A 24,810-nucleotide genomic window follows, 5' to 3' on the forward strand; every position below is an offset into this window, starting at 1 on the left:
TTTTCCCGGTTCTAGGATAATGTAAGTAATTTGTCAAAATGAAAAAAGACCCGTTTGTGAGGTTTGGTTTTGATAATAAAAAGGTGCTTTCATGATTAGAAAACACCTTTTCAGTCTACTACTTTATTTTAATAGCCAATACTTTTTACAAATACACTCTTTAATTTTTTTCGAAAATGAATACCTAACGTAATGGCTACAATGATTATCGCTCCGAAGATAATTTTCCCAATGTGCTGTCCAAGCACTTCAAATATATCATGTAAGTTTCCTCCTAGCCAATAGCCACCGATTAAAAAGAAAGATACCCAGAATAGAGCACCAGAGTAGATCGTTATGGCAAAACGACGGAGGGGTAAATTAATAATCCCTGCAAAGTAACCAGTAAAATGACGTACACCTGGGACGAAAAATCCAATAAAGATAAGGAAATATCCATATTTATCAAACCACATTCTCGTTAAATCAATTTTTCTTTGTGTTAAAAATACATATTTTCCATATTTCTGTACAAAAGGCATACCAAGTTTATTGCCTAAAAAGTACTGAATTGTCATCCCAGCGCTTGTACCAATAAATGATAAAATAATTAAAAGCGGTAATTCTAAATCTCCTTTATGTGCCAAATAACCCGCATACACTAACGTCGGCTCCCCCGGAAACGGAAATGCAATATATTCTAACAATGTTCCAACAAGTACTACATAGTAGCCATATTGCTGAAATAATTCATAAACCCATTCCATGTTGTTTTCTCCTTTTTTTCTACAGCATTAATTACGTACAATAACTAGTGATTACACTGGCGTTCGTAGGAATCTCGGCATTTCAATGCTGAGTAGTTTCAAGCCTTTACTGAGAGCGATAATTAAGAAAATAGAAGTTCAACCTAACCATAAAGGTATAAAGCGGAAAACCGTATCACAAATGAGGGATACGGTTTTTACTATTATTTAAAAATCATAACAGTATAAAATACATTAAGTTTTGCCTTCATTGAAGCCAAATGCTTCACCAATCAATTTTTTAATAGACTCATAATCTTCTTTAACTAGACTTCTGTATATTACTTTATCCATCTTTGTAAACTCCCTTTTATATAAGTAAATTTTCATTTCGTATGTAAATATCTTATTATAATAATAATGTCTCCTCTAAGAGGAGAGTCAACGGTAATATTAGAAAAAATATAAAGGAAGTGATTAGGGTGAAAAACTTATTTTCTATTGGAGAAGTTGCTAAAATAAAGGACATTACCATAAAAGCGTTAAGATATTATCATAAAATGGGATAACATTAATGCAAAAAAACGATATTCTTTTTGTAGGAATTTACAGAAAGAATATCGTTAGACCCAAACTACTCTTAGATTACTAACAACAAAAGACAAGCCTATATGCTAAGTGGTTTTTGACTACAGTATTCAAAAACGCATAGGCTCACGCCTAAGAACATTCATCTCTCACCTAAAATTGTTGTTTCACACCTTCACATTTTTGAAGAAGGAGTCTTCTGTCGAAACATGATAAATTGTTTTGAATTACATCATAATCTGTCATTGAACTGTCCATGTAGATCTCTATGTCTCTATCAAATGATTTTTGTATTAGAACCTAATTTTTTTACCTTTGATATTTTTTCCAGTCTTAAAACCGATTTAGAAAATTCTAAAAATACATTAAGGATCTTTGAGAAACTAACTTTCTTATAATTATGCTTGCTATTTCCTCGATGTTTTCATGTAGAAAGAAATGCTTACCTTCAAAAGAGTGGAATGTACACATTTTATTTGTGTATTGCTCCCATTTTTTTACCTCTTCATATGAAGTTAATTCATCATTTTTTCCATTTAAGATCAGAAAATCAATGTCACATACTTGTATATTATTATTATGTATATATGTCTCTACGATTTTAAAATCCGCTCTTAGAATGGGGAGAAAAATTTCCATTAATTCTTCTGATTGAAACACCTCGGATGGTGTACCACCCATAGCAATAACTTCATTTTTAAATTGTTCATTAGATAGATTGTGTCGGATATCTTTTATTTTGCTATTTGGATGATTTCTACCAGACAAAACAAGAAACTCAGGTAATACGTCATTGGAAATTTGTATTTTCCTGGCTAATTCATAGGCGATCAAACTTCCCATGCTATGTCCATATAGAATATATGGTGAATTATTTAGCTGCTTAATAATAATTTTATAGACATCATTTACAGCCTCTTCAATACTATGATAAAGGCTTTCTTCAATTCTATATCCCCTACCGGCTAACTCTATAGGGATTACTTCAATAAATGGATTAAAGTATTTTTTCCATTTTGAGTAATTAAACGCAGATCCCCCAGCATGTGGCAAACAAAAAAGTTTAATCTTCGTCATTACTGTCTCCTTCGATTAAAATTTGTTTATATTCTGGCAAATTATATAAATATCTTTAATTATTATCTCCTTTGGTAACTCATCTAGTGTTGCACAAGCAGACATCTTATAATTAGGCTCAATATTATATTGTCTAAAGTGAAAATTTCGAGGTATGTTCTTGTATGAAATTGAATTTTGAGCTTCTTTTTTTATGGAGAATGAATTTAACGGGATATAAAGCCCCTTCCCAATAGTTTTTATATAACTTTCTTTTAACGTCCAAAGATCAAAAAAATAACTAATTTGTTCATCAGAATTTATATTAGATAAATCATGAAATTCTTCCTCTGAGAAGAATTCTTGTGCTAATTTAAGAGCGTCTATTTCTGAAATTTTTTCTATATCAATACCAACATTTGAATTAGCAGTAATACAAACCACCCATTCTCCTGAGTGCGAAATATTAAAATGAAAATCAGAAAAATTTTTAACAAAAGGTTTTCTGTGCTTATTATATACAAATTTAATTTCGTCATTATTAATTTTATATTTTTCACAGATTAAAGAACGGACTAACAAATCTCCTATCAATATCCTATTAATATCGTCCAATTTTATTAAACGCTTTATTCGTTCTCTTTTCTCATTTGAAATCAAATTACTAAACTGATTAAACAAATCATTATCAATATTCTTTGGTATTTTTACAGCGTGAATTCGTATTATAAATCACTTCCTTTTTAGAGATGTAAAATCTTATGTATTACGTAACACCCTTGAAATACATATAAATCAAAAAAATTGTATATTTACATATTAATGTAAATATACAATTTTCACCTGGAAATATAATTAAGATACTCGGTTCTGGTGCAGAAACTTCAGGGTAATTGCATCATAATCTGTCATTGAACTGTCCATGTATGTTTCTATGTCTCTATTGCACCAGAACCCTATACAGTGCTGCTATTGATATATTCGTAATGTCTCAAATTTGATGTACAGTCATTAAGCGGCTTTTTTTGCATTCACATCACTATTCACAAATAATACCTTTGATAGTGAAAATTTATGTTCATAAAGTTGTATCTTTCTAGACACTCTACTTTGTGGTTAACGAAAGGTACGCTCCCTCTATCCCTTCTAATTCATTTACGAGACATTTGGCTATCTTTTCCACTGCTGGGGAGAAGACAATCTCTTCGTGCGACCCAGGCACCGAATACTTATTCACTTTCCCCTGTAATAACGGCCTCCAATCCGTGAATAAATCTCTACCTTCTTCAGCACTGAAGTAGATGACCTCCCCAAAATATGGCGTTAAAACATGTTCTGCCATTAAATTTAGACCCTTCCTGTGGGCATTGATAATCTGCTTTAGACTCGTAAGATCCGCATCAGGCAGGAGCACTCCTTCCACGATCAACTGATCAACAAGCATGTCCTGTTGATGAACGAGTTCTTCTCCCTGCTCTACTAGATCTAAATGGATGAAATGCTTCAATATATAAGAAAGCATATCATCCTCTGTCTTGTGATCCTGTTCTGAAGGTACCTTGGTATCCATGAGTACCAACATCTCAACTTCTTCTCCCTGGTTCCGTAGTATAGTTGCGATTTCATAGGCGATGGCACCGCCCAGAGACCATCCTCCCAGACGATACGGCCCCTCTGGCTGAACTCGCTTCATTTCCTCGATGTAGAGTTGAACTACTTCCGACAAAGTCAACCCGTCCATTCCTTCTTTCTCTACGAGAGGATTCTGTAGACCATAAAATGAGCAGTGATCCTTGAGTAACCTTGCTAGCTGAATGTAACAGAATACATTACCCATAAACGGATGAACACAGAAGAAAGGCCTTTTCTCTGACTCTTGTAATGGAACCAGAACCGATAACGATTTTTCCATACCATGATTGTCACGGATGAGACAAGCGATTTCTTCCACTGTCGGGTTCTCAATCAGTGCGGACACCTTAATCTCTTTTCCAAATTTCTCTCTGACCTTTGAAATCAATTTGATTACCAGGAGAGAGTGACCCCCTCTATCGAAGAAATCATCGTTTACATGGACATCTTCTATCTGTAGCACATCCTGCCAGATTCTAATCAGCTGATACTCGATTTCATCCCGTGGGATAATTGGTGTAGAAAAGGTACTTTCTTTTTGAATCGTTAAGCTGTTCAGTGCCTTTCGATCAACCTTCCCATTTGTTGTAAGCGGAATCGCGTCTACCTCAATAAAGTGTGCAGGAACCATATAATTCGGTAAATGTGTTTTCAGATGCTCCCGCCATTCATTTACACTTCCTTCACCAACTACATAAGCTACCAATCGTTTGTCTCCTGGATGATCCTCTCTTACCAGTACAACAGCTTCTTTTACGGACAAATGCGCCTGCAAAGTTGCTTCAACTTCTCCCAGTTCAATCCGGAAACCACGAATCTTTACTTGGTCATCCATACGACCATGGAACCGGAGATCACCGTCAGGCAGATAACTTGCTTTGTCCCCAGTGTAATAGAGACGTTCCCCTGACTTAAACGGATGCGGAATAAATTTTTCCTCTGTGAGTTCCAGACGATTAGCATAGCCACGAGCAAGACTCTTTCCTCCGATATAGAGATCTCCAATCACACCCACTGGCACCGGCTGAAGGTGAGAATCTAACACATATACTTCTGTATTCGCAATCGGCCGACCAATCGACGGAGTACCTGTTGTCATTCCTACAGGCACATAACAATCAGTGGTAACGACGGTATTTTCCGATGGACCATACTGATTAATCACCGCAAAAGGGATTTGTTCAGATGGATACTGTGTTAACTGATCTCCTCCCGTAATGATAAAACGGAGATCCGTCTTCTCTGGCCAAGATAATTTCAAGAGTCTTTCCAGAATAGGTGTAGGCGCAAAGCTAGCCGTAATCCGTAAATCAATGAGCCAATCTCGTAGAGCCTCCGGATTGATTCGCAACTCTTCTGTCGACAGGTATAGTGCTGCACCAGCAGTGAGATAAGGCCAAATCTCCTGGACGGCTGAGTCAAAGGCAATCCCCGCAATTTGAGTCGCACGATCCTGTTCTGTAATTTGGTATACCGCTTGATGCCAAGAGACCATATTCATCAATGACCGATATTCGACCATGACACCCTTTGGCTTTCCTGTGGAACCAGAGGTGTAGACGATATAAGCTAAGTGCTCGGGTTTCACTTGCCGCTTCGGTGCAATCACGCTTTCATCTGTTATTTCTTCTAATCTCACCGTTTCGACCTGCTCAGAAAGGCTTTCTTGCGCTGCTGTCGTCACTACGATTTGGATCCCTGCATCTTCAATCATGTATTGTAACCGTGATTTCGGATACAACGGATCTAGAACGACATAGGCCCCGCCAGCTTTTAATATGCCAAGTAAACTTGACATGAGCTCAGCCGATCTCGGGAGGTAGACACCCACAACTGATTCAGGACCAACCCCTTTTCTCTGCAAAACATGTGCCAACTGATTTGCCCGCGTATCCAGTTCACCGTAGGTCCACTCTCTCATTTGATCGACCACTGCAATCGCATCGGGACGTCGTGCTACTTTGTCCTCAAATCTGTCGCAAATAAGACCCTCTTGGGACATTTCCATTGCGGTGTCATTCCATTCTTCCAGTAGTTGCTTCTGTTCTGTCTTCGTAACATACACCAGCTCCGACAGGGTTTGATCAACATTCTCGATCATTTGCTTTAACACCTGGCGTAAATGACCCAGCATCCGTTCAATAGTTAATCCATTAAACTTGCTACGATCATACATCAGCTTTAACGATAACTGACTTCCTGGAACAACAGTCAATCCTAATGGATAGTGGGTTTGCTCTACTCCTTCCAAATCACCAATTTCTAGATTTCCTGAAGACTCCTCTTTCACCGGGTAGTTTTCAAACACATACAAGCTATGGAACAGCGGTGTCCCTCTTGGAACTTCACTCCATCCTTGAATCTCTGTCAAAGAAGCGTATTCATATTGTCTTCTTTCTATCTCTTCCTCTTGTATCTTCTGTAACCAATCCCTTACTTTCAGATCATCTGTCAATTGGATTCGCGTCGGTGATGTGGTAATAAAAGGACCTACGATGTGCTCGACATCAACAATCTCCGTAGGGCGTCCCGAGCTTGTTACACCAAAGACAATGTCGTTCTCGCCACTGTATCGGCTCATAAGATATGCCCACGCACCTTGGATCACCGTACTCAAAGTGAGCTTATTACGCTTCGCCCAGCTTTGTAACGCTTGGGTCTGCTCTTTTGACAAACAAACACCCTTCTCTGTATAGCCTTTTTCTTGCTCTTTACTCTCTAAGCCAAGCAGGGTTGGTGCTGTAAAACCTCTAAGTTTCTCTCTCCAAAATTGTTCCGCCTGCTCCTGCTCCTGCTCTTTCAGCCATTTAATATATTTCTTGTATGGCGATGACTTTGGTAAATTCACAGCCTCTCCGTTCATCCTCTTCTGATACACTGTAAGCAATTCGTTAAAGACCAGTGGCAAGCTCCATCCATCCAACAAAATATGGTGATGCGTCCAAACAACCCGATATTCTTCCTCCGCTTCTTGAATGACAGTCACCCGCATCAATGGCGCCTCATCAAAAAGAAAAGCTTGTTTTCGATTCGATGCCAAAAAGGCTTTTCGTTTCTCCTCTTTTTCTTCTACAGACAGCGCACGCCAATCCACTTCATTCAGCTTAAATGGGATATGATCATACACCACTTGTAAGGGCTCTTCAATTTCATCCCACACAAATGCTGAACGAAAAATTTCATGCCGCTGAATCACCGATTTCCACGCCTGCTCGAAAGTAAGGATATCCAATTTCCCTCTAACCAGGAAACTCAATTGCACCACATAAGGCGCTACATGTTCATTCTCTTGATCATGCAGTGTATGAAAGAGCATGCCTTCCTGTAAAGGCGATAGCGGATACAGGTCGGTAATGGGATGATTCTTTCCACGAGTCATCTTAGATAGTACTTTGGTCAAATCTGCTTGGGTGAGATTTGCCATCGCAAAATCCGAAATGGTCAGCGCAGATTCTCCATCCGAAGAGTAAATCAATCTACTCAGTTGATGGAGCATATTCTCTGCAACACTTTGAATGGTTGACTTCGCAAACTGTCCAACATTGTACACCCAAGTGAACTGAAGTTTTCCATCGGTTACAATTCCGATTACATCGATTAAATGTGATCGCTTGGAACCAGGAGCATGGTCTAAGCGCGTAAACCCGGTCTCCGGAACAACCATCGCATCGTCAGAGAACATTTGGTCAAATTGTCCAAGATAGTTAAAACTAATGGATGGTGTAGGCTGAGACTCCAATCGCTCACGCATCGCTGGATTCAAGTACCGCAAAATCCCATAGTCAACGCCCTTATTAGGAATTTGGCGCACTTGTTCTTTGACTGCTTTTAATGATGCAATTGGCGTTTTGGCACCTGTAGTATTTAAGTGAACAGGATAAATACTTGTAAACCATCCTACAGTTCTCGATAGGTCAATGTCTTCAATAATCTCTTCTCGACCATGACCCTCCAGATCCACGGTCAGCGTCGAATGACCTGTCCATGCTGCCGTAGCCTGTACCAATGCTGCCAATAGTACTTCATTGATTTGGACACGATGGGTGCTTGAAATCTCTTGCAATAACGCACGGGTCTCTTTCTCATCCAGCACCACGGTAATCTCCTCAGTTGCTGCGTTTGCTGGATCTTCGAGGGTGACATCCACTGGTAGCATAGCCACTTCTTGTTCGAACTGCTGCTCCCAATAATCACGCACTTCTTGCGCAATCCCAGCTTCAGCGTAATGATGCAATTTCTCCGACCACGCTTTAAAGGATGTACTCTTCGTAGATAATTGGATCTTCTGATCCTGGCTCGCTTGATTATACGCCGTTTGTAGATCCTCCAGTAAAATCCGCCAAGAAACACCATCCACTGCTAAGTGATGAATCACCCAGAATAATCGGCCGGCTCTTTTCTCACCTTCATCAAAATACACCATCCTCATTAGCGGTCCTGCGTGTAAGTGTAAGCTTGCTTGTGCAGTGTCAATCTCCGTTTGAATTACTTGATGCCATTCTGCTTGCGGCACTTCGTCTAATGAAATCACGGTCAGCGTCGATTGTTCTTCGATCCCTTCGTTCCGCTGTTTCCAAGCTCCATCCGGTAAACGTTCATATCTTAAACGCAAGGCATCATGATGGATTAGAAGGGTACGCATAGCTTTCTCCAGTAATACTATATCCAGTCGCTCTTTTGTTCTAAAAAACATGGATTGATTCCAATGGTGTGGGTTAGGATGATCTTGTGCAAAAAACCATTGCTGGATTGGTGTAAGGATCAGTTCTCCAGTTACAACTCCCTGCTCTGCTTGTACACCCTGTTCTTCTTTGACTACTTGCGCCAACTCGGCAATCGTTTGGTGTTCAAACATTTGCTTTGGTGTCAAATGCAAACCTGCTTGCTTCGCACGAGAGACAATCTGAATGCTGAGAATCGAGTCTCCACCAATTTCAAAGAAGTTATCATGGATTCCCACCTTTTTAATCCCTAATACTTGCTTCCAAATGGTAGCCAGTGTTTCTTCTTTACCATTCCGGGGTGCAACACATTCACTTTCAATTTCCCTCTCCTCCGGTACAGGCAAGGCCTCACGATCAACTTTACCGTTAGCAGTTAGTGGAATAGCTTCCATCATCACAAATCCTGAAGGAACCATATGGCTTGGTAGTTTCGCCTTGAGATAATCTCTCCACTCACCTACATTCCCATCACCCACGACATATGCCACCAATCGTTTATCACCCGGCTGATCCTCTCGAACAATTACAACAGCCTCTTTTACGGATGCATGTGCGTTTAAAGCAGATTCAATTTCCCCGAGCTCAATTCGGAAACCACGGATTTTCACCTGGTGATCAATCCGTCCAAGATAATCTAGATTTCCATCTGGCAAGTATCTCGCTAAGTCTCCTGTCCGATATAATCGCGCTCCCGGGTCACTACTGAATGGATGAGGAATGAAACGTTCTGCAGTCAATTCAGGTCTTTTTAAATACCCACGTGCGAGTCCCGCTCCACCAATATATAGTTCACCAGATACGCCAATAGGCACAGGCTGTTGACAATTGTCTAGCACATACACTTCTAAATCTGGAATCCGCTTTCCGATATTACTTCTTGAAGAATGCTTTACATCATCCTGAGTAATTGGATAATACGTAACATGAACGGTGGTTTCTGTGATTCCATACATATTAATTAGCTGCGTGTTCTGCTCTCCATACCTTTGAAACCACGGTAGCAAGCTAGTAGGATCAAGTGCTTCCCCACCAAATATGACATAGCGCAGATGCAGGTTTTTATTCTCATCTTCTTGTTCACACACTTGTATCAATTGTCGAAATGCGGATGGTGTCTGATTAAGAACCGTAACCTTTTCCTTTACTAACAGTTGATAGAAATCCTTAGGCGATCGACTAATCCAGTAAGGAACAACAACCAATCTTCCTCCATAGAGCAATGCTCCCCAAATTTCCCAAACTGAGAAGTCAAACGCATAAGAATGGAAAAGCGTCCAAGTATCTTTTTCATCAAACTGATACCAACATTCCGTTGATTTAAATAAACGAATCACATTGTGATGCTCTACCATCACTCCCTTCGGATTCCCCGTTGATCCCGAAGTATAGATTACATACGCCAAATTTTCTCCTGTCACTTCACATATTGGTGAAAGAATGCTTTCTCGTGAGATCATCGCTTGATCCCGATCCAAACAAACTGCTTCGATTTCTTCAGGTATCCAACCAACTAATGCTTCGCTCGTGACCAATACTTGAATCCCTGTGTCCTCCAGAATATATCGTAGACGACTTTCTGGATACGATGGATCCAATGGAACATAGGCTGCCCCAGCTTTCAAGATCCCCATGAGACCAACAATCATCTCAACTGAACGCTGGAAGCAGAGACCGACCAATGACTCGGTCCCAATCCCACATTTCTGGAGATAATGGGCCAATTGGTTTGCTTTCTCATTCAGCTCTCGATACGTCAACTGCTGATTTTCATCCACCACCGCCACCGTGTCAGGTGTACGATCCACTTGATCTTCAAACAGTTTATGGATCACACTCTCACGTGGATACGCTACAGCATTATCATTCCACTCTTCCAGTAATTGCTTCTCTAATTCCGATAGCATCGTCAACTTCGTCAGTGATTTATCGGGATGTTCCACGATTTCATTCAACCAATTTTCAAAATGCTCAGCCATACGTCTGATCGTTACAACGTCAAATAAATCATTCTTATAGTTAAAACAAAGGAATAAACCCTCTTCCACCTCTGCGGCGCTTAAACTCAAATCAAACTTGGCGATCGAAGTATGACTTTCCATCGCTTCTAAACTTCTTCCATGAAGCTCTGGAAGCTCTTGTTGCGTGTTTTGCAAGGTAAACATGGTTTGGAAGATCGGAGAATGACTTGTACTTCGCTCGGGTTGTATGACATCTACAATCTTTTCAAACGGAACATCTTGGTATTCATACGCCTTCAATGCTTTTGTCCGCACCTGAGACAACAACTCTTGGAATGTCGGTGCGCCACTCAGATCAGCCCGATAAACCAACGTGTTGACGAAGAAACCAATCAACCCTTCAATCTCACGATAATTCCGGTTTGCAATCGGGCTTCCGACAAGAATATCCGATTGTCCTGTATAACGAGCGAGGAAGCTTTGATACGATGCCAGTAAGGTCATGAAGAGCGTCGACTCTTCTTGACGACTAAGTTCGTTCAGTTTGTCGCGTAACGAGCGTGACAACAACACAGTGTGTGTCGATCCACGATGGGTTTGCACCGCAGAACGAGGACGATCCATCGGCAACATTAAGACTGGTAACTCGCCAGACAGCTCTTCCTTCCAATATGCAAGCTGCTGATCAAGTACTTCTTCTTTCATCCATTCCCTTTGCCATTGGGCAAAGTCGGCATATTGAACCGGTAATGGTGCGAGTTCTGCTGGTTTTCCACCAACCGCTTCTTCATAGAATGCCATCCATTCTTGGAGCAAGATTTCCATCGACCAGCCATCCGAGATAATATGATGCATGGTACAAAGAAGAATCCATTCTTCTTCTGCGATTTGCACGATTTGCCCACGGATCAACGGACCTTGTCCTAAGTCAAATGGCGCTTCGGCTTCGTTTTGGATCCATTTTTCCATTACGCTTTCTCTCTCTTCGGAGGAAAGCGTAGTTAGATCTATTTGGGGAAGGAACCGGAAAGCATATGGTTGAATCTGCTGCACAGGATGACCATCCATTTCATGGAACACCGTTCGCAAAGATTCATGACGCTCTATCAGCTGATTCCATCCCGTCTCCAATGCTTTGGGTACCCAATTCCCTGTAAGACGGCATACCATCGGTATATTATAAAGTGTACTATTAGGCGTGAATTGGTCAATGAACCACAGGCGCTGTTGGGCATAAGAGAGCGAAATGGCTTCTCCCCGTTCCATCGGCATAAGCGGTGGAATTTCTCGTATTTTGTCTCCTTTACGCAATTGATCCAGTCGCTTCGCCAACGCCTCTACTGTTGAATACTCAAACAGTTCACGTACTAACAGTTCGATTTGTAATGCCTCTTTTAACCGAGATACAACTTGGGTAGCGAGCAACGAGTGGCCACCTCGATCGAAGAAGGAATCCTGGACACCAATATTTTCTATGCCTAGCACTTGACTCCATACCGATGCAATGAGTTCTTCCATCGGAGTTCGTGGGTATACAGTATTTTCAGTAGATGGTTCATCAGGTACAGGCAATGCTTTTAAATCGAGTTTTCCATTCGGTGTGAGTGGTAAAAATGCCATCTCGACAAAGTGTGCCGGAACCATGTAATTCGGTAAATGTGTTTTCAGATGCTCCCGCCATTCATTTACACTTCCTTCACCAACTACATAAGCTACCAATCGTTTGTCTCCTGGATGATCCTCTCTTACCAGTACAACAACTTCTTTTACAGACAAATGCGCCTGCAAAGTTGCTTCAACTTCTCCCAGTTCAATCCGGAAACCACGAATTTTTACTTGGTCATCCATACGACCATGGAACCGGAGATCACCGTCAGGCAGATAACTTGCTTTGTCCCCAGTGTAATAGAGACGTTCCCCTGACTTAAACGGATGCGAAATAAATTTTTCCTCTGTGAGTTCCAGACGATTAGCATAGCCACGAGCAAGACTCTTTCCTCCGATATAGAGATCTCCAATCACACCCACTGGCACCGGCTGAAGGTGAGAATCTAACACATATACTTCTGTATTCGCAATCGGTCGACCAATCGACGGAGTACCTGTTGTCATTCCTACAGGCACATAACAATCAGTGGTAACGACGGTATTTTCCGATGGACCATACTGATTAATCACCGTAAAAGGGATTTGTTCAGATGGATACTGTGTTAACTGATCTCCTCCCGTAATGATAAAACGGAGATCCGTCTTCTCTGGCCAAGATAATTTCAAGAGTCTTTCCAGAATAGGTGTAGGCGCAAAGCTAGCCGTAATCCGTGAATCAATGAGCCAATCTCGTAGAGCCTCCGGATTGATTCGCAACTCTTCTGTCGACAGGTATAGTGCTGCACCAGCAGTGAGATAAGGCCAAATCTCCTGGACGGCTGAGTCAAAGGCAATCCCCGCAATTTGAGTCGCACGATCCTGTTCTGTAATTTGGTATACCGCTTGATGCCAAGAGACCATATTCATCAATGACCGATATTCGACCATGACACCCTTTGGCTTTCCTGTGGAACCAGAGGTGTAGACGATATAAGCTAAGTGCTCGGGTTTCACTTGCCGCTTCGGTGCGATCACGCTTTCATCTGTTATTTCTTCTAATCTCACCGTTTCGACCTGCTCAGAAAGGCTTTCTTGCGCTGCTGTCGTCACTACGATTTGGATCCCTGCATCTTCAATCATGTATTGTAACCGTGATTTCGGATACAACGGATCTAGAACGACATAGGCCCCGCCAGCTTTTAATATGCCAAGTAAACTTGACATGAGCTCAGCCGATCTCGGGAGGTAGACACCCACAACTGATTCAGGACCAACCCCTTTTCTCTGCAAAACATGTGCCAACTGATTTGCCCGTGTATCCAGTTCACCATAGGTCCACTCTCTCATTTGATCGACCACTGCAATCGCATCGGGACGTCGTGCTACTTTGTCCTCAAATCTGTCGCAAATAAGACCCTCTTGGGACATTTCCATTGCAGTGTCATTCCATGTCTCTAATAACAAATCACGCTCAAATTCGGAGAGCATACTCAAACTATTCAACGGTTTTTGTGGATGATGAGAAACTTCATGTAGCCAGTTCTCAAAATGTCCTGCCATTCGTTCGATGGTTGTAACATCAAATAAATCCTTATTGTATTCAAAAGAGAAAATTAATCCTTCTTCCGCCTCGGCTGCCATTACACTTAAATCAAATTTTGCGATCGAATTATGGTTTTCTATCATTTCGATTCTTCTACCAGACAACACCGGAAGCTCTTGTTTCATATTTTGTAAGATGAACATCGTCTGGAAGATCGGAGAATGACTTGTACTCCGCTCAGGTTGCACAACTTCCACAATTTTTTCAAATGGAATATCTTGATATTCATACGCCTTCAATGCTTTTGTCCGCACCTGAGACAACAACTCTTGGAATGTCGGTGCGCCACTCAGATCAGCCCGATAAACCAACGTGTTGACGAAGAAACCGATTAATTCTTCAATCTCTCTGTAATTACGATTCGCAATTGGACTTCCGACGAGAATATCTTCTTGTCCTGTATAACGAGAAAGGAAGCTTTGATACGCAGCCAACAGAGTCATAAAGAGCGTCGCCCCTTCTTGACGACTGAGTTCGTTCAGTTTGTCGCGTAACGAACGTGACAGCAACACAGTGTGTGTCGATCCACGATGGGTTTGCACCGCAGGACGCGGGTGATCCATCGGCAGTTGTAGCACAGGAAGCTCACCAGACAATTCTTCCTGCCAATAGTGGAGTTGCTGTTCAAGCACTTCTTCCTTCAACCATCCCTTTTGCCATTGAGCAAAGTCCGCATATTGGATCGGTAATGGTTCAAGTTCTGCTACCCTCTCATCCGTTGCTTCCTCATAGAAAGCTATCCATTCTTCAAGTAGGACTCCCATCGACCATCCGTCCGAAACGATATGATGCAGGGTGCAGAGGAGGATCCATTCCTCTTCTCCCACTCGCAAGACGATTGTCCGAATCAGTGGGCCCTCTCCTAAGTCAAATGGCACTTCTGTTTCTTGCTGAATTAAACGATTAACTTCTGCGTCTCGCTCTTCCGGAGAAAGCATAGTTAAATCCATTTGAGGAAGGGACCGGAAAGCATACGGTTGAATCTGCTGCACAGGATGACCATCCATTTCATGGAACACAGTCCGTAAAGATTCATGACGCTCTATCAGCTGATTCCATCCCGTCTCCAATGCTTCAGGTACCCAATTTCCTGTAAGACGGCATACCATCGGCATATTATAAAGTGCACTATTAGGCGTGAATTGGTCAATAAACCACAGGCGCTGTTGGGCATAAGAGAGCGGAATGGCTTCTCCCCGTTCCATCGGCATAAGCGGTGGAATCTCTCGTTTTTTGTCCCCTTTACGCAACTGATCCAGTCGCTTCGCCAGTGCCTCCACCGTTGTAAACTCAAAAAGTTCACGCACCGGTAGTTCGATTTGGAAGACTTCTTGTAAACGTGAGACAACTTGGGTAGCGAGTAGCGAGTGGCCACCAAGCTCGAAGAAGGAATCCTGAACACCAATATTTTCTATGCCTAACACTTGACTCCATACCGATGCGACGAGCTCTTCCACTGGTGTTCGCGGTGAGACAATATTTACGCTCATGGGCTGTCCGTCCAATGCCAGTAAGGCTTTGCGATCGATTTTGCCATTCGGAGTGAGTGGCATCACTTCCATCTCGACAAAGTATGCCGGAATCATGTAATTCGGTAATTGCGTCTTGAGGTGCTCACGCCATTCTCCAGTGTCTCCTTCACCCACCACATAAGCTACTAACTGCTTGTCTCCAGGATGATCTTCCTTCACTAACACAACAGCCTCTTTCACAGATGAATGATCGTGTAGGAACGCTTCAATCTCTCCCAGCTCAATCCGGAATCCTCTGATTTTCACTTGGTTATCTATTCTTCCGATATACTCCACATTGCGATCATTCAGATACCTCACCAGGTCCCCCGTCCGATAGAGCCGTTCCCCTTCCTTAAATGGATGCGGAATAAAACGTTCAGCAGTTAACTCTGGACGATTGAAGTAACCACGTGCCAAGCCTACACCACCAAGGTAAAGTTCCCCAGCCACACCTATCGGTACCACCTGTTGGCTTTGATCTAGCACATACAATTCGGTATTATCAATCGGACGACCAATCGGAATAAGCAACGGTTCTTTTTCTAAATCACAATCATAGTAAGTGACATCTACAGTCGCTTCTGTAGGACCATACAAGTTGCTTAACTTCGTTTGCTGAGAATCATAAAACACACCCTTAAACCGGCGAACTTGTTCGGTATTTAACGCTTCTCCACTGGTAAAAACCTGACACAAAGACGATACGTCCTTTTTCGCTTTGAATTGTTCCATATAATCCAAGAAAGTAGATAACATCGACGGAACAAAGTGCATCGTGGTCACGCGATATCGCTCAATACACTCCTCAATCATTGCAGGATCCTTCTCGCCACCCGGTGGAAGTAAACAAACACGTGCTCCTACAAATGACCACCAAAATAATTCCCAGACAGAGACATCAAACGAAAACGGCGTTTTTTGAAGAATCGTATCCTGTTCAGATAATGGATAGTTTTTTTGCATCCACTGTAATCGGTTGATAACCGAGTGGTGTTCAATCATCACTCCCTTAGGATTCCCTGTCGAACCCGAAGTGTAAATGATATACGCCAAGTTGTTTGCTGTCACTCCGCTCACTGGTGCCAAGCTACTCTCTTTAGAAATCGCTGCTTGATCTCGATCCAAACAAATCGCTTGGATGCCTTCAGGCAACCAACCCTGTAACGCTTCCTTTGTTAAAAGCACTTGGATCTGCGAGTTCTCTAAAATGTATCTCAGGCGATTTTCAGGATAACTCGGATCCAGTGGGACATAAGCCCCACCTGCTTTGAGAATCCCTAAGAGACCAATAATCATTTCGGGTGAACGCTCGACACATATACCGACCAATGACTCAGGTCCTATATCCCGTTTCTGTAAATAATGTGCCAATTGGTTCGCTTTCTCGTTGAGTTCTTGATACGTCAGCTGTCCACCTTCATACACTATCGCCACCGCTCCAGGTGTACGCGCAACCTGCTGCTCAAACAGTTCGTGAATCATGCTCTCATGTGAATAAACTACGTCAGTGTCATTCCATTCTTCCAAGAGCTGCTTCTGTTCTGTGTCCGCTAGCATCGACAGCTTTGTAAATGATTCATCTGGATGATGAACAATTTCGTTCAACCAGTTTTCAAAATGCCCTGCCATACGTGCAATGGTTCTACTGTCAAATAAATCTGTATTGTATTCAAAAGAGACAAATAGACCTTCTTCCACCTCATAAGCGGTTAAACTCAAATCAAATTTCGCGATGGAAATATTACTTTCTATCATTTCCAAACTTCTCCCAGACAGCTCTATTCGTTCTTGTTTTATATTCTGTAGCGTAAACATGGTCTGGAAGATGGGCGAATGACTCGTACTCCGTTCAGGTTGTACAGCTTCTACCACTTTTTCAAACGGAATATCTTGATATTCATACGCTTTCAACGCCTTTTTCTTTATCTGAGACAAAATCTCCCGGAACGTCGGATTTCCACTGAGATCCGCTCGATAGACTAACGTATTAACAAAGAAGCCGATTAATCCCTCTACTCCTTTATGGTTCCGATTCGCAATCGGACTTCCGACAAGAATATCTTCTTGCCCCGTATAGCGAGCAAGAAAGCTCTGATATGCAGCCATTAAGGTCATGAATAAGGTAGATCCTTCTCGTCGACTTAAATCCTTCAATGAACTGAGTAGTGTGTGAGGAAGAATCACATGATACGTGTCCCCAGCGTACGTTTGCGTAACCGGTCGAGGGCGATCCACTGGCAGTTGTAGTATAGGAAGCTCACCGGACAATTCTTCCTGCCAATACGTAAGTTGTCGATCTAGCACTTCACCCTGCAACCACTGCCTTTGCCATTTCGCAAAGTCTGCATATTGAATCGATAGCGAACTTAGTCCAGCAGGCTTCCCACTCATTTCTTCCTCATAGAAGGCAAGCAATTCATTGATCAATATGCCGATGGACCACGCATCAGAAATAATATGGTGCATGGTACATAGCAATAACCATTCCTCTTTCCCTAATTGAACCAGTTGATTACGAATCAAAGGGCCATTCATTAAATCAAACGGATCCTGCGCTTCTCTAGCAATCAAACTCTCTATCTCTTTTTCCTTTACTTCCAGAGGAAGGTGAGAATAATCCTCTACAGGTAGTTTTCTAGGAAGGAATTCCACAATATGTTGCATAGGTTGGTCTCCAACTTCCTTAAAAACGGTGCGTAATGATTCATGACGCTCAATGAGTCGATTTAATCCCTTTTCCAATGCTTCAGGTATCCAATTTCCTTTTAGACGCCATACTGTCGGAATATTATATACTGAACTGTTTGGGTTAAATCGGTCCATAAACAACAAACGTTGTTGTGCATAGGACAACGGAAGCGCTTCTTTATTCTCCTTTTTCTGCATCTGCTTCTGAAGCCACGCTCTCTTCTCAGGAGAAAGCGAATTCAACTTTGCAAGTAAATCACTTCTCATTTTTTCACACCTTCCTCAACCAAGTTTCTCTCGAATATATCTTGCGCTTCTTCCTCTGATAACTCTTCCAATTGCTTAAGAAGTTCAAGTAACTCTTCATCATTACTCGCTGCTGCTTCATTTTGAATATAGTCTTGAAAACTTACATTCTCCTTACTATCATTCTGCGTTTGCTCATTTCCACTACAGCGCAACTGATTAACCCGTTCTGCCAATTCCTGCACCGTAGTATACGTAAATAAATCATGCAGTGGTAACTCAATTCCAAAGGTTTCATTCAGATTAGAAACAGCTTGTGTAGCGAGTAATGAATGGCCACCTAGTTCAAAAAACGAATCATGAATCCCGATATTTTCAGTGCCTAAAATTTGATGCCATATCGAAACAATCGCTTCTTCTGTAGGGGTACGAGGGGCAACATAACCACCCTCTGCTTCCTTGCGCTCTGGTGCAGGTAAGGCTTTCCGATCGATTTTTCCATTTGGGGTGAGTGGGAATGCTGTCAATTCGACAAAGTGTGCCGGAACCATGTAATTTGGTAACTGGGTCTTGAGATAATCACGCCACGCATGAGCATTTCCTTCTCCCGCTACATAGGCAACTAAACGCTGATCACCCGGATGATCTTCGCGTACCATCACAACGACTTCGTTAACTGATGAATGACTTTGTAACGTCGCTTCAATCTCCCCTAGCTCAATCCGGAATCCACGGATCTTCACTTGATGATCGATCCGACCGAGATAATCCAAATTCCCGTCCGGTAGATATCTCACAAGATCTCCCGTCCGATATACTCGCTCCCCTTCTTTAAATGGATGCGGGATAAAACGCTCGTTTGTTAAGTCAGGGCGATTTAAATAGCCACGCGCCAAGCCTGATCCCCCAAGGTAAAGCTCACCCACTACACCAATCGGGACCATTTGCTGGTTTGCACTGAGTACATATACTTCTGTGTTAGAGATGGGTCTACCAATCGGTGGCACCTTGTGCATGACGTCCTTTTCTAGCTTCATATACGTAGAATAAGTAGTATCTTCGGATGGACCGTATAGGTTGTACACCTTTTCAATCGGACTTCTCTCATACAAGTGCTGGACCAGTGACTGTGGCAACGGTTCTCCAGCCAAATTCATCACTTTTACCGAAGAAGGGATTAACTTTGCTCGAACCAGTTCCTTCGCTGCTGATGGCACAGTATTGACCAAGGTCACATCCTTCGTAGACAACTTGTCCAGATGAAGGGCACTTTCAGCGACAATTACCTTGCCACCCCTCGTCAAAGGAACAAATACTTCAAAAACCGATAGATCAAAGGATAGTGAAGTTGAAGCCAGCACTCCTGCTAATTCCTGTCGGGAATAGGTTTGATGTGCCCAATGGATCATCGCCAACGTACTCCGATGCTCAATCATCACTCCCTTAGGATTGCCAGTGGATCCTGAGGTATAGATGATATAAGCTAAGTTATCGCTTGTCACTTCACTCGTACATACGGTCGTTACTTCCTGTTCGATCGCTGCTCGATCACGATCGATACAAATCATATTAACCGATTCAGGTAACGTCATTTTTTGCTGCAACTTGTCCTGTGTCACCAGTACCTCGATTTGAGCATCCGCTAAAATATACCGTATCCGACTCTCCGGATACGCAGGATCAATCGGAACATACGCTCCTCCTGCTTTCATGATTCCTAAGAGACCGACAATCATCTCGGATGAACGTGTAACGCTGATCCCAACCAATGATTCGCATCCCACACCCCTCTTTTGAAGATAATGGGCCAACTGATTGGAGCGTTCGTTCAGTTCTTGATACGTTAGCTCCTCATCTTCGCACACTACCGCGATCGCTTCTGGCGTTTTCTCCACTTGTTCCTCAAACAATGTATGAATCGTGCTTTCACGTATGGCCACGACACCTGTGTCATTCCATTCCTCTAGTAACCTCTTATATTCTGCTTTCGATAGCATATTCAGCTTTGATAGTGAATCTTTTGGATGAGATACAATTTCATATAACCAATGTTCAAAATGACCTGCCATTCGTTCAATAGTTGCAGCATTAAACAAATCGGTATTATATTCAAAAGTTAGCAATAACCCTTCTTCCGTCTCCGATGCAAATAAACTCAAATCAAATTTGGCAACCGAAGTATGATTTTCCATCAGCTCCATGTTTCTTTCAGATAGCTGAGGTAACTCTTGTTTCATATTCTGTAAGGTAAACATGGTTTGGAAAATCGGTGAATGACTGGTATTCCGTTCAGGTTTTACGGCTTCTACCACTTTCTCAAACGGAATGTCCTGATACTCGTATGCTTTTAGTGCTTTTTTTCGTATCTGCGACAGAAGTTCTTGGAACGTCGGATTTCCACTGAAATCAGCTCGATAAACCAACGTATTTGCAAAGAAACCTATTAATCCTTCAATCTCTTTAACATTCCGGTTCGCAATCGGGCTTCCAGCCAAGATGTCATCTTGTCCCGTATAACGAGAAAGGAAGCTTTGATACGCCGCCATCAAGGTCATAAATAAGGTGGAGTCTTCTTGCAGACTTAATTCCTTGAGCTTTTCCCGTAAGGAATTCGCCACCATCAGAGATTGACTTGCACCACGGTGGGTTTGAACAGCAGGTCGAGGACGATCCATCGGTAATTGCAAGACCGGTAACTCACCGGCCAATTCTTCCTTCCAATATTGAAGGTGCTGATCAAGATTCTCTTCTTTTTGCCATTCTTTTTGCCACATGGCAAAGTCCGCATATTGAACAGGTAACTCCCTCAGTTCAACTGGTTTTCCACTAATGGCTCCTTCATAAAAAGCCATCCATTCTTCGAGTAAGATTCCCATTGACCACCCATCCGAAACAATATGATGCATCGTACAAAGAAGTACCCATTCCTCTTTGTCCACTTTCAAAATTCGTGTTCGGATCAAAGGACCTTGTCCCAAATGAAATGGTTCCTCCGCCTCGTTTTGAACGAGCCGCTTCAACTCTCTTTCTCTGTCTTCCAGAGGGAGAGTTGTTAGATCCATTTGAGGGAGAGGTCTGAAAACATGCGACTGAACCTGTTGAACGGGTTCACCCTCTCGCTCTTGAATTACCGTCCGCAATGATTCATGACGTTCAATCAACTGATTCCATCCCGTCTCCAATGCTTCAAGTGACCATTTTCCTGTCAGTCGACATGCTGCATGAATATTGTACATCGCACTATTTGGCATTAATTGATCCATGAACCATAGGCGTTTCTGTGCGTAAGAAAGCGGAATAGATTCTTCCCGCGACATAGGTACAAGTGGTGGAATCTCTCGTTTTTTATCTCCTTTACACAACTGATCCAGTCGCTTCGACAGTGCCTCCACCGTATCGTACTTGAAAAGTTCACGTAGCGGGATTTTGATCTGGAATGCTTCTTGTAATCGAGAGACGATTTGGGTAGCGAGTAATGAGTGCCCACCACGTTCAAAAAAAGAGTCCTGAATGCCGATATTTTCTATTCCTAACACTTGACTCCAAACCGAGGCGATGAGCTCTTCCGATGACGTTCTTGGTAGGACGTTAAACTCTCCCATAGATTGTCCTTCCGGCGCTGGTAAGGCTTTTCGGTCGATTTTCCCATTCGGAGTAAGTGGGAAATATTCCAACTCTACAAGGTGTGCTGGAACCATGTAATTCGGTAATTGGTCCTGGAGATACGCTCGCCAATTTTGGATATTTCCATCGCTTATCACATACGCTACCAATCGCTGATCACCAGGGCGATCTTCTCTCACTAGCACGACAGTCTCTTTAATAGACGAATGCCTTTCTAAAGTCGCTTCAATTTCTCCAAGCTCAATCCGAAAGCCACGCACTTTCACTTGATGGTCCATTCTGCCTATAAATTCTAAATTCCCATCAGTTAGATATCTTACTGAATCTCCGGTTCGATATAGCCGTTCTCCTAATTGAAACGGATGCGGAACGAATCTTTCAGCAGTGAGATCAGGTCGGTTTAAGTAACCACGCGCTAAACCTGCACCACCAATATACAACTCACCCTCTATCCCTATCGATTGCAAGCACTGATTCTGATCTAATACATACAGCTGAATATTTTGTATTGGATTACCAATACAAACAAATTCTTGATGGGGTTGACAGTCAAATGCATTCACGTAAATGGTTGCTTCTGTTGGTCCATAAAAGTTGGTCAATTTTACTTGTCCGCTCTGATTCCAGTGCTGTTGAAATCGTCTAACCAACCCTGGACTTAGCTCTTCCCCACCGGAAAACACATGACGCACGGACGAACATTTCAGTTTCAAATCAATATGATCGAAATGGTCTAAGAAAACAGATAGCATCGAAGGAACAAATTGGACAACAGTAACCTGATGCTTCTCTATCACTTCAGCTATTATAGAAGGATCCTTTTCTCCACCTGGAGGCAGGAAGGATACACATGCTCCTACACTAATACCCCAAAATAACTCCCACACCGATACATCAAATGAGAATGGTGTTTTCTGCAAGACCACATCCTTTTCAGAGAGTGGATATTGATGTTGCATCCATTCAAGATAATTAATCACCGAATGATGCTCAATCATCACTCCCTTTGGATTACCTGTAGATCCTGAAGTGTACATAACGTATGCTAAATTTTTTCCTGTTACACTGCTTGTACATGCGATCGGTTCTTCCTGTTCAATCGCAATGCGATCTTGATCCATACAAATTGTTTCGATTTGTTCGGATATACCTATTTTTTCTAACTTTTCTTGCGTCACTAGTACTTCGATTCTAGCATCTTCTAATATATAGCGTAGCCGATTCTCGGGATACGTAGGATCAAGTGGAACATAAGCTCCTCCTGACTTTAGAACCCCTAGCAACGCTATCATCATTTTTGGCGACCTTTCCATATATACACCGACTAAAGACTCTGGACCCACACTACGCTTCTGTAAATAGTGAGCTAGCTGATTAGCACGCTCATTCAGCTCTCTATAGGTAAGTTTCTCATTTTCATAAATAACCGCGATCGCTTCTGGCGTTTTCTCCACTTGCTGCTCAAATAACGTATGAATCATGCTTTCAGATGAATATTCTACTTGGGTATCATTCCATTTCTCTAGCAGTTGTACCTGCTCTTCCATTGTTAAATGGGTAATTTCGGATAGCTTTGAATCTGAGCTTTTCGTCATCTGAATTAATGTTTGCGATAGATGATCCTGAATCCGATGAATGGTCTCTTCATCAAAATGATGGCGGTCATACATCAACTTCAAAGTAAATTCCTTACCTGGCATTGCAATGAGCGTCAAAGGATAATTTGTTTGTTCTGCACTTTGGACCTCTAGTAATCTTAAATCAGCATTGCGCTCTCCTTGGATCGGGTAATTTTCGAACACATACAAGGTATGAAATAAAGTACTGCTCCTTGGAACTTCACTCCACCCTTGAATATCGACCAACGAATTATACTCGTATTGTCTCCGTTCCATTTCTTTCATCTGTATCTTACGGAGCCAGTCTACTACTGATGTATCATTCTTTACATGAATTCGGGTAGGCAATGTGTTAATGAATAGACCAACCATTTTCTCTGCCCCTGCTAATTCAGTAGGACGTCCAGAGCTAGTCACACCAAATACGATATCGCTTTCACCGCTATACCGGCTCATCAAGTAAGCCCAGGCTCCTTGCACTAACGTATTTAATGTTAGCTGACTATTTCGTACCCACTCTTGTAAAGTTTCAGTCAGTTCCTCAGATAGCTGATAAACGCTCTCTCCATAACCCTTCTCCTGCCCCTGGTCACTTCTTTCCATCGCTAATGGCGTAGGTGCATGAAATCCTTTTAATTCTTCTGTCCAGAATTTCTCAGCTTTACTTCGATCTTGTTTATTAATCCACTGGATATATTTTTTATAGGGAAGAGACTTTGGAAGATCGAATGCTTCTCCCTTTATCATCTTGAGATAAACTCCCATCACTTCACCGAAGATCAGGGACACACTCCACCCATCCAACAAAATATGATGATGCGTCCAAATGATTCTCGTTTCTTCTTCTGCTTCTTTAATCACAGTGATTCTCATCAACGGTGCTTCGTCTAACGAAAACCCTTTTCTCCGATCAGCATTCAAAAACTGGTGTAATTTCTTTTCCCTATCTCCACATGAAAGAGCGCTCCAGTCTTCTCGACGAATAGTAAAAGGAAGACGTTGATAAACAGCTTGCAATGGCTTTTCTACTTCCTCCCACACAAAAACAGAACGTAGAATCTCATGTCGGTGAATGACGTATTCCCAGGCCTTTTCGAAAGTAGCAACATCCAATCGATCACCGAGTAAGAAACCTACCTGTACAATATAGGAAAAAGAATGCTCATCATCTTGATCATATAAAGTATGAAACAGTATCCCTTTTTGCAAAGGTGATAATCCGTATATATCGATAATGTCCCCCATC

At 42.2% G+C, this 24,810-nt stretch carries 5 protein-coding genes and 2 pseudogenes; 1 reads left to right on the top strand and 6 read right to left on the bottom strand.

What is annotated here, in order from left to right:
• Window positions 1-128: 128 nt before the first annotated feature.
• Together MHH71_RS04050 and MHH71_RS04055 are read right to left on the bottom strand one after the other, a co-directional pair.
• A complete protein-coding gene (locus tag MHH71_RS04050; RefSeq protein ID WP_006094795.1) occupies window positions 129-746 on the bottom strand; it encodes a DedA family protein in 618 nt (205 codons plus the stop codon).
• Window positions 747-992: 246 nt separating this feature from the next.
• Window positions 993-1,079 (bottom strand): annotated as a pseudogene (locus MHH71_RS04055) (GNAT family acetyltransferase); the annotation flags it as partial.
• 98 nt (window positions 1,080-1,177) lie between these two features.
• Between MHH71_RS04055 and MHH71_RS04060 the strand changes: the two are divergent.
• Window positions 1,178-1,291 (top strand): annotated as a pseudogene (locus MHH71_RS04060) (MerR family DNA-binding transcriptional regulator); the annotation flags it as partial.
• 376 nt (window positions 1,292-1,667) lie between these two features.
• Here MHH71_RS04060 and MHH71_RS04065 read toward each other — a convergent pair.
• From MHH71_RS04065 to MHH71_RS04080, 4 genes are all read right to left on the bottom strand, one after another.
• Window positions 1,668-2,390 (bottom strand): thioesterase II family protein, encoded by a 723-nt coding sequence (locus tag MHH71_RS04065; protein WP_003209767.1) that lies wholly within the window; start codon window positions 2,388-2,390, stop codon window positions 1,668-1,670.
• Window positions 2,391-2,405: 15 nt separating this feature from the next.
• Window positions 2,406-3,089, bottom strand: coding sequence for a 4'-phosphopantetheinyl transferase superfamily protein (locus tag MHH71_RS04070; RefSeq protein WP_368493692.1), 684 nt, complete (start codon window positions 3,087-3,089; stop codon window positions 2,406-2,408).
• A 385-nt stretch (window positions 3,090-3,474) separates the two neighbouring features.
• On the bottom strand, window positions 3,475-18,342 hold the full coding sequence (locus tag MHH71_RS04075; protein WP_340722672.1) for a non-ribosomal peptide synthetase: 14,868 nt from the start codon (window positions 18,340-18,342) through the stop codon (window positions 3,475-3,477).
• Window positions 18,339-24,809, bottom strand: a complete 6,471-nt coding sequence (locus MHH71_RS04080) for a non-ribosomal peptide synthetase (protein ID WP_006097600.1) — start codon at window positions 24,807-24,809, stop codon at window positions 18,339-18,341. The genes MHH71_RS04075 and MHH71_RS04080 overlap by 4 nt, the downstream gene beginning before the upstream one ends.
• Window position 24,810 lies beyond the last annotated feature (1 nt).

It is taken from the genome of Bacillus sp. FSL H8-0534 (genome assembly GCF_038005885.1).
Taxonomy (GTDB): Bacteria; Bacillota; Bacilli; order Bacillales; family Bacillaceae_G; genus Bacillus_A; species Bacillus_A pseudomycoides.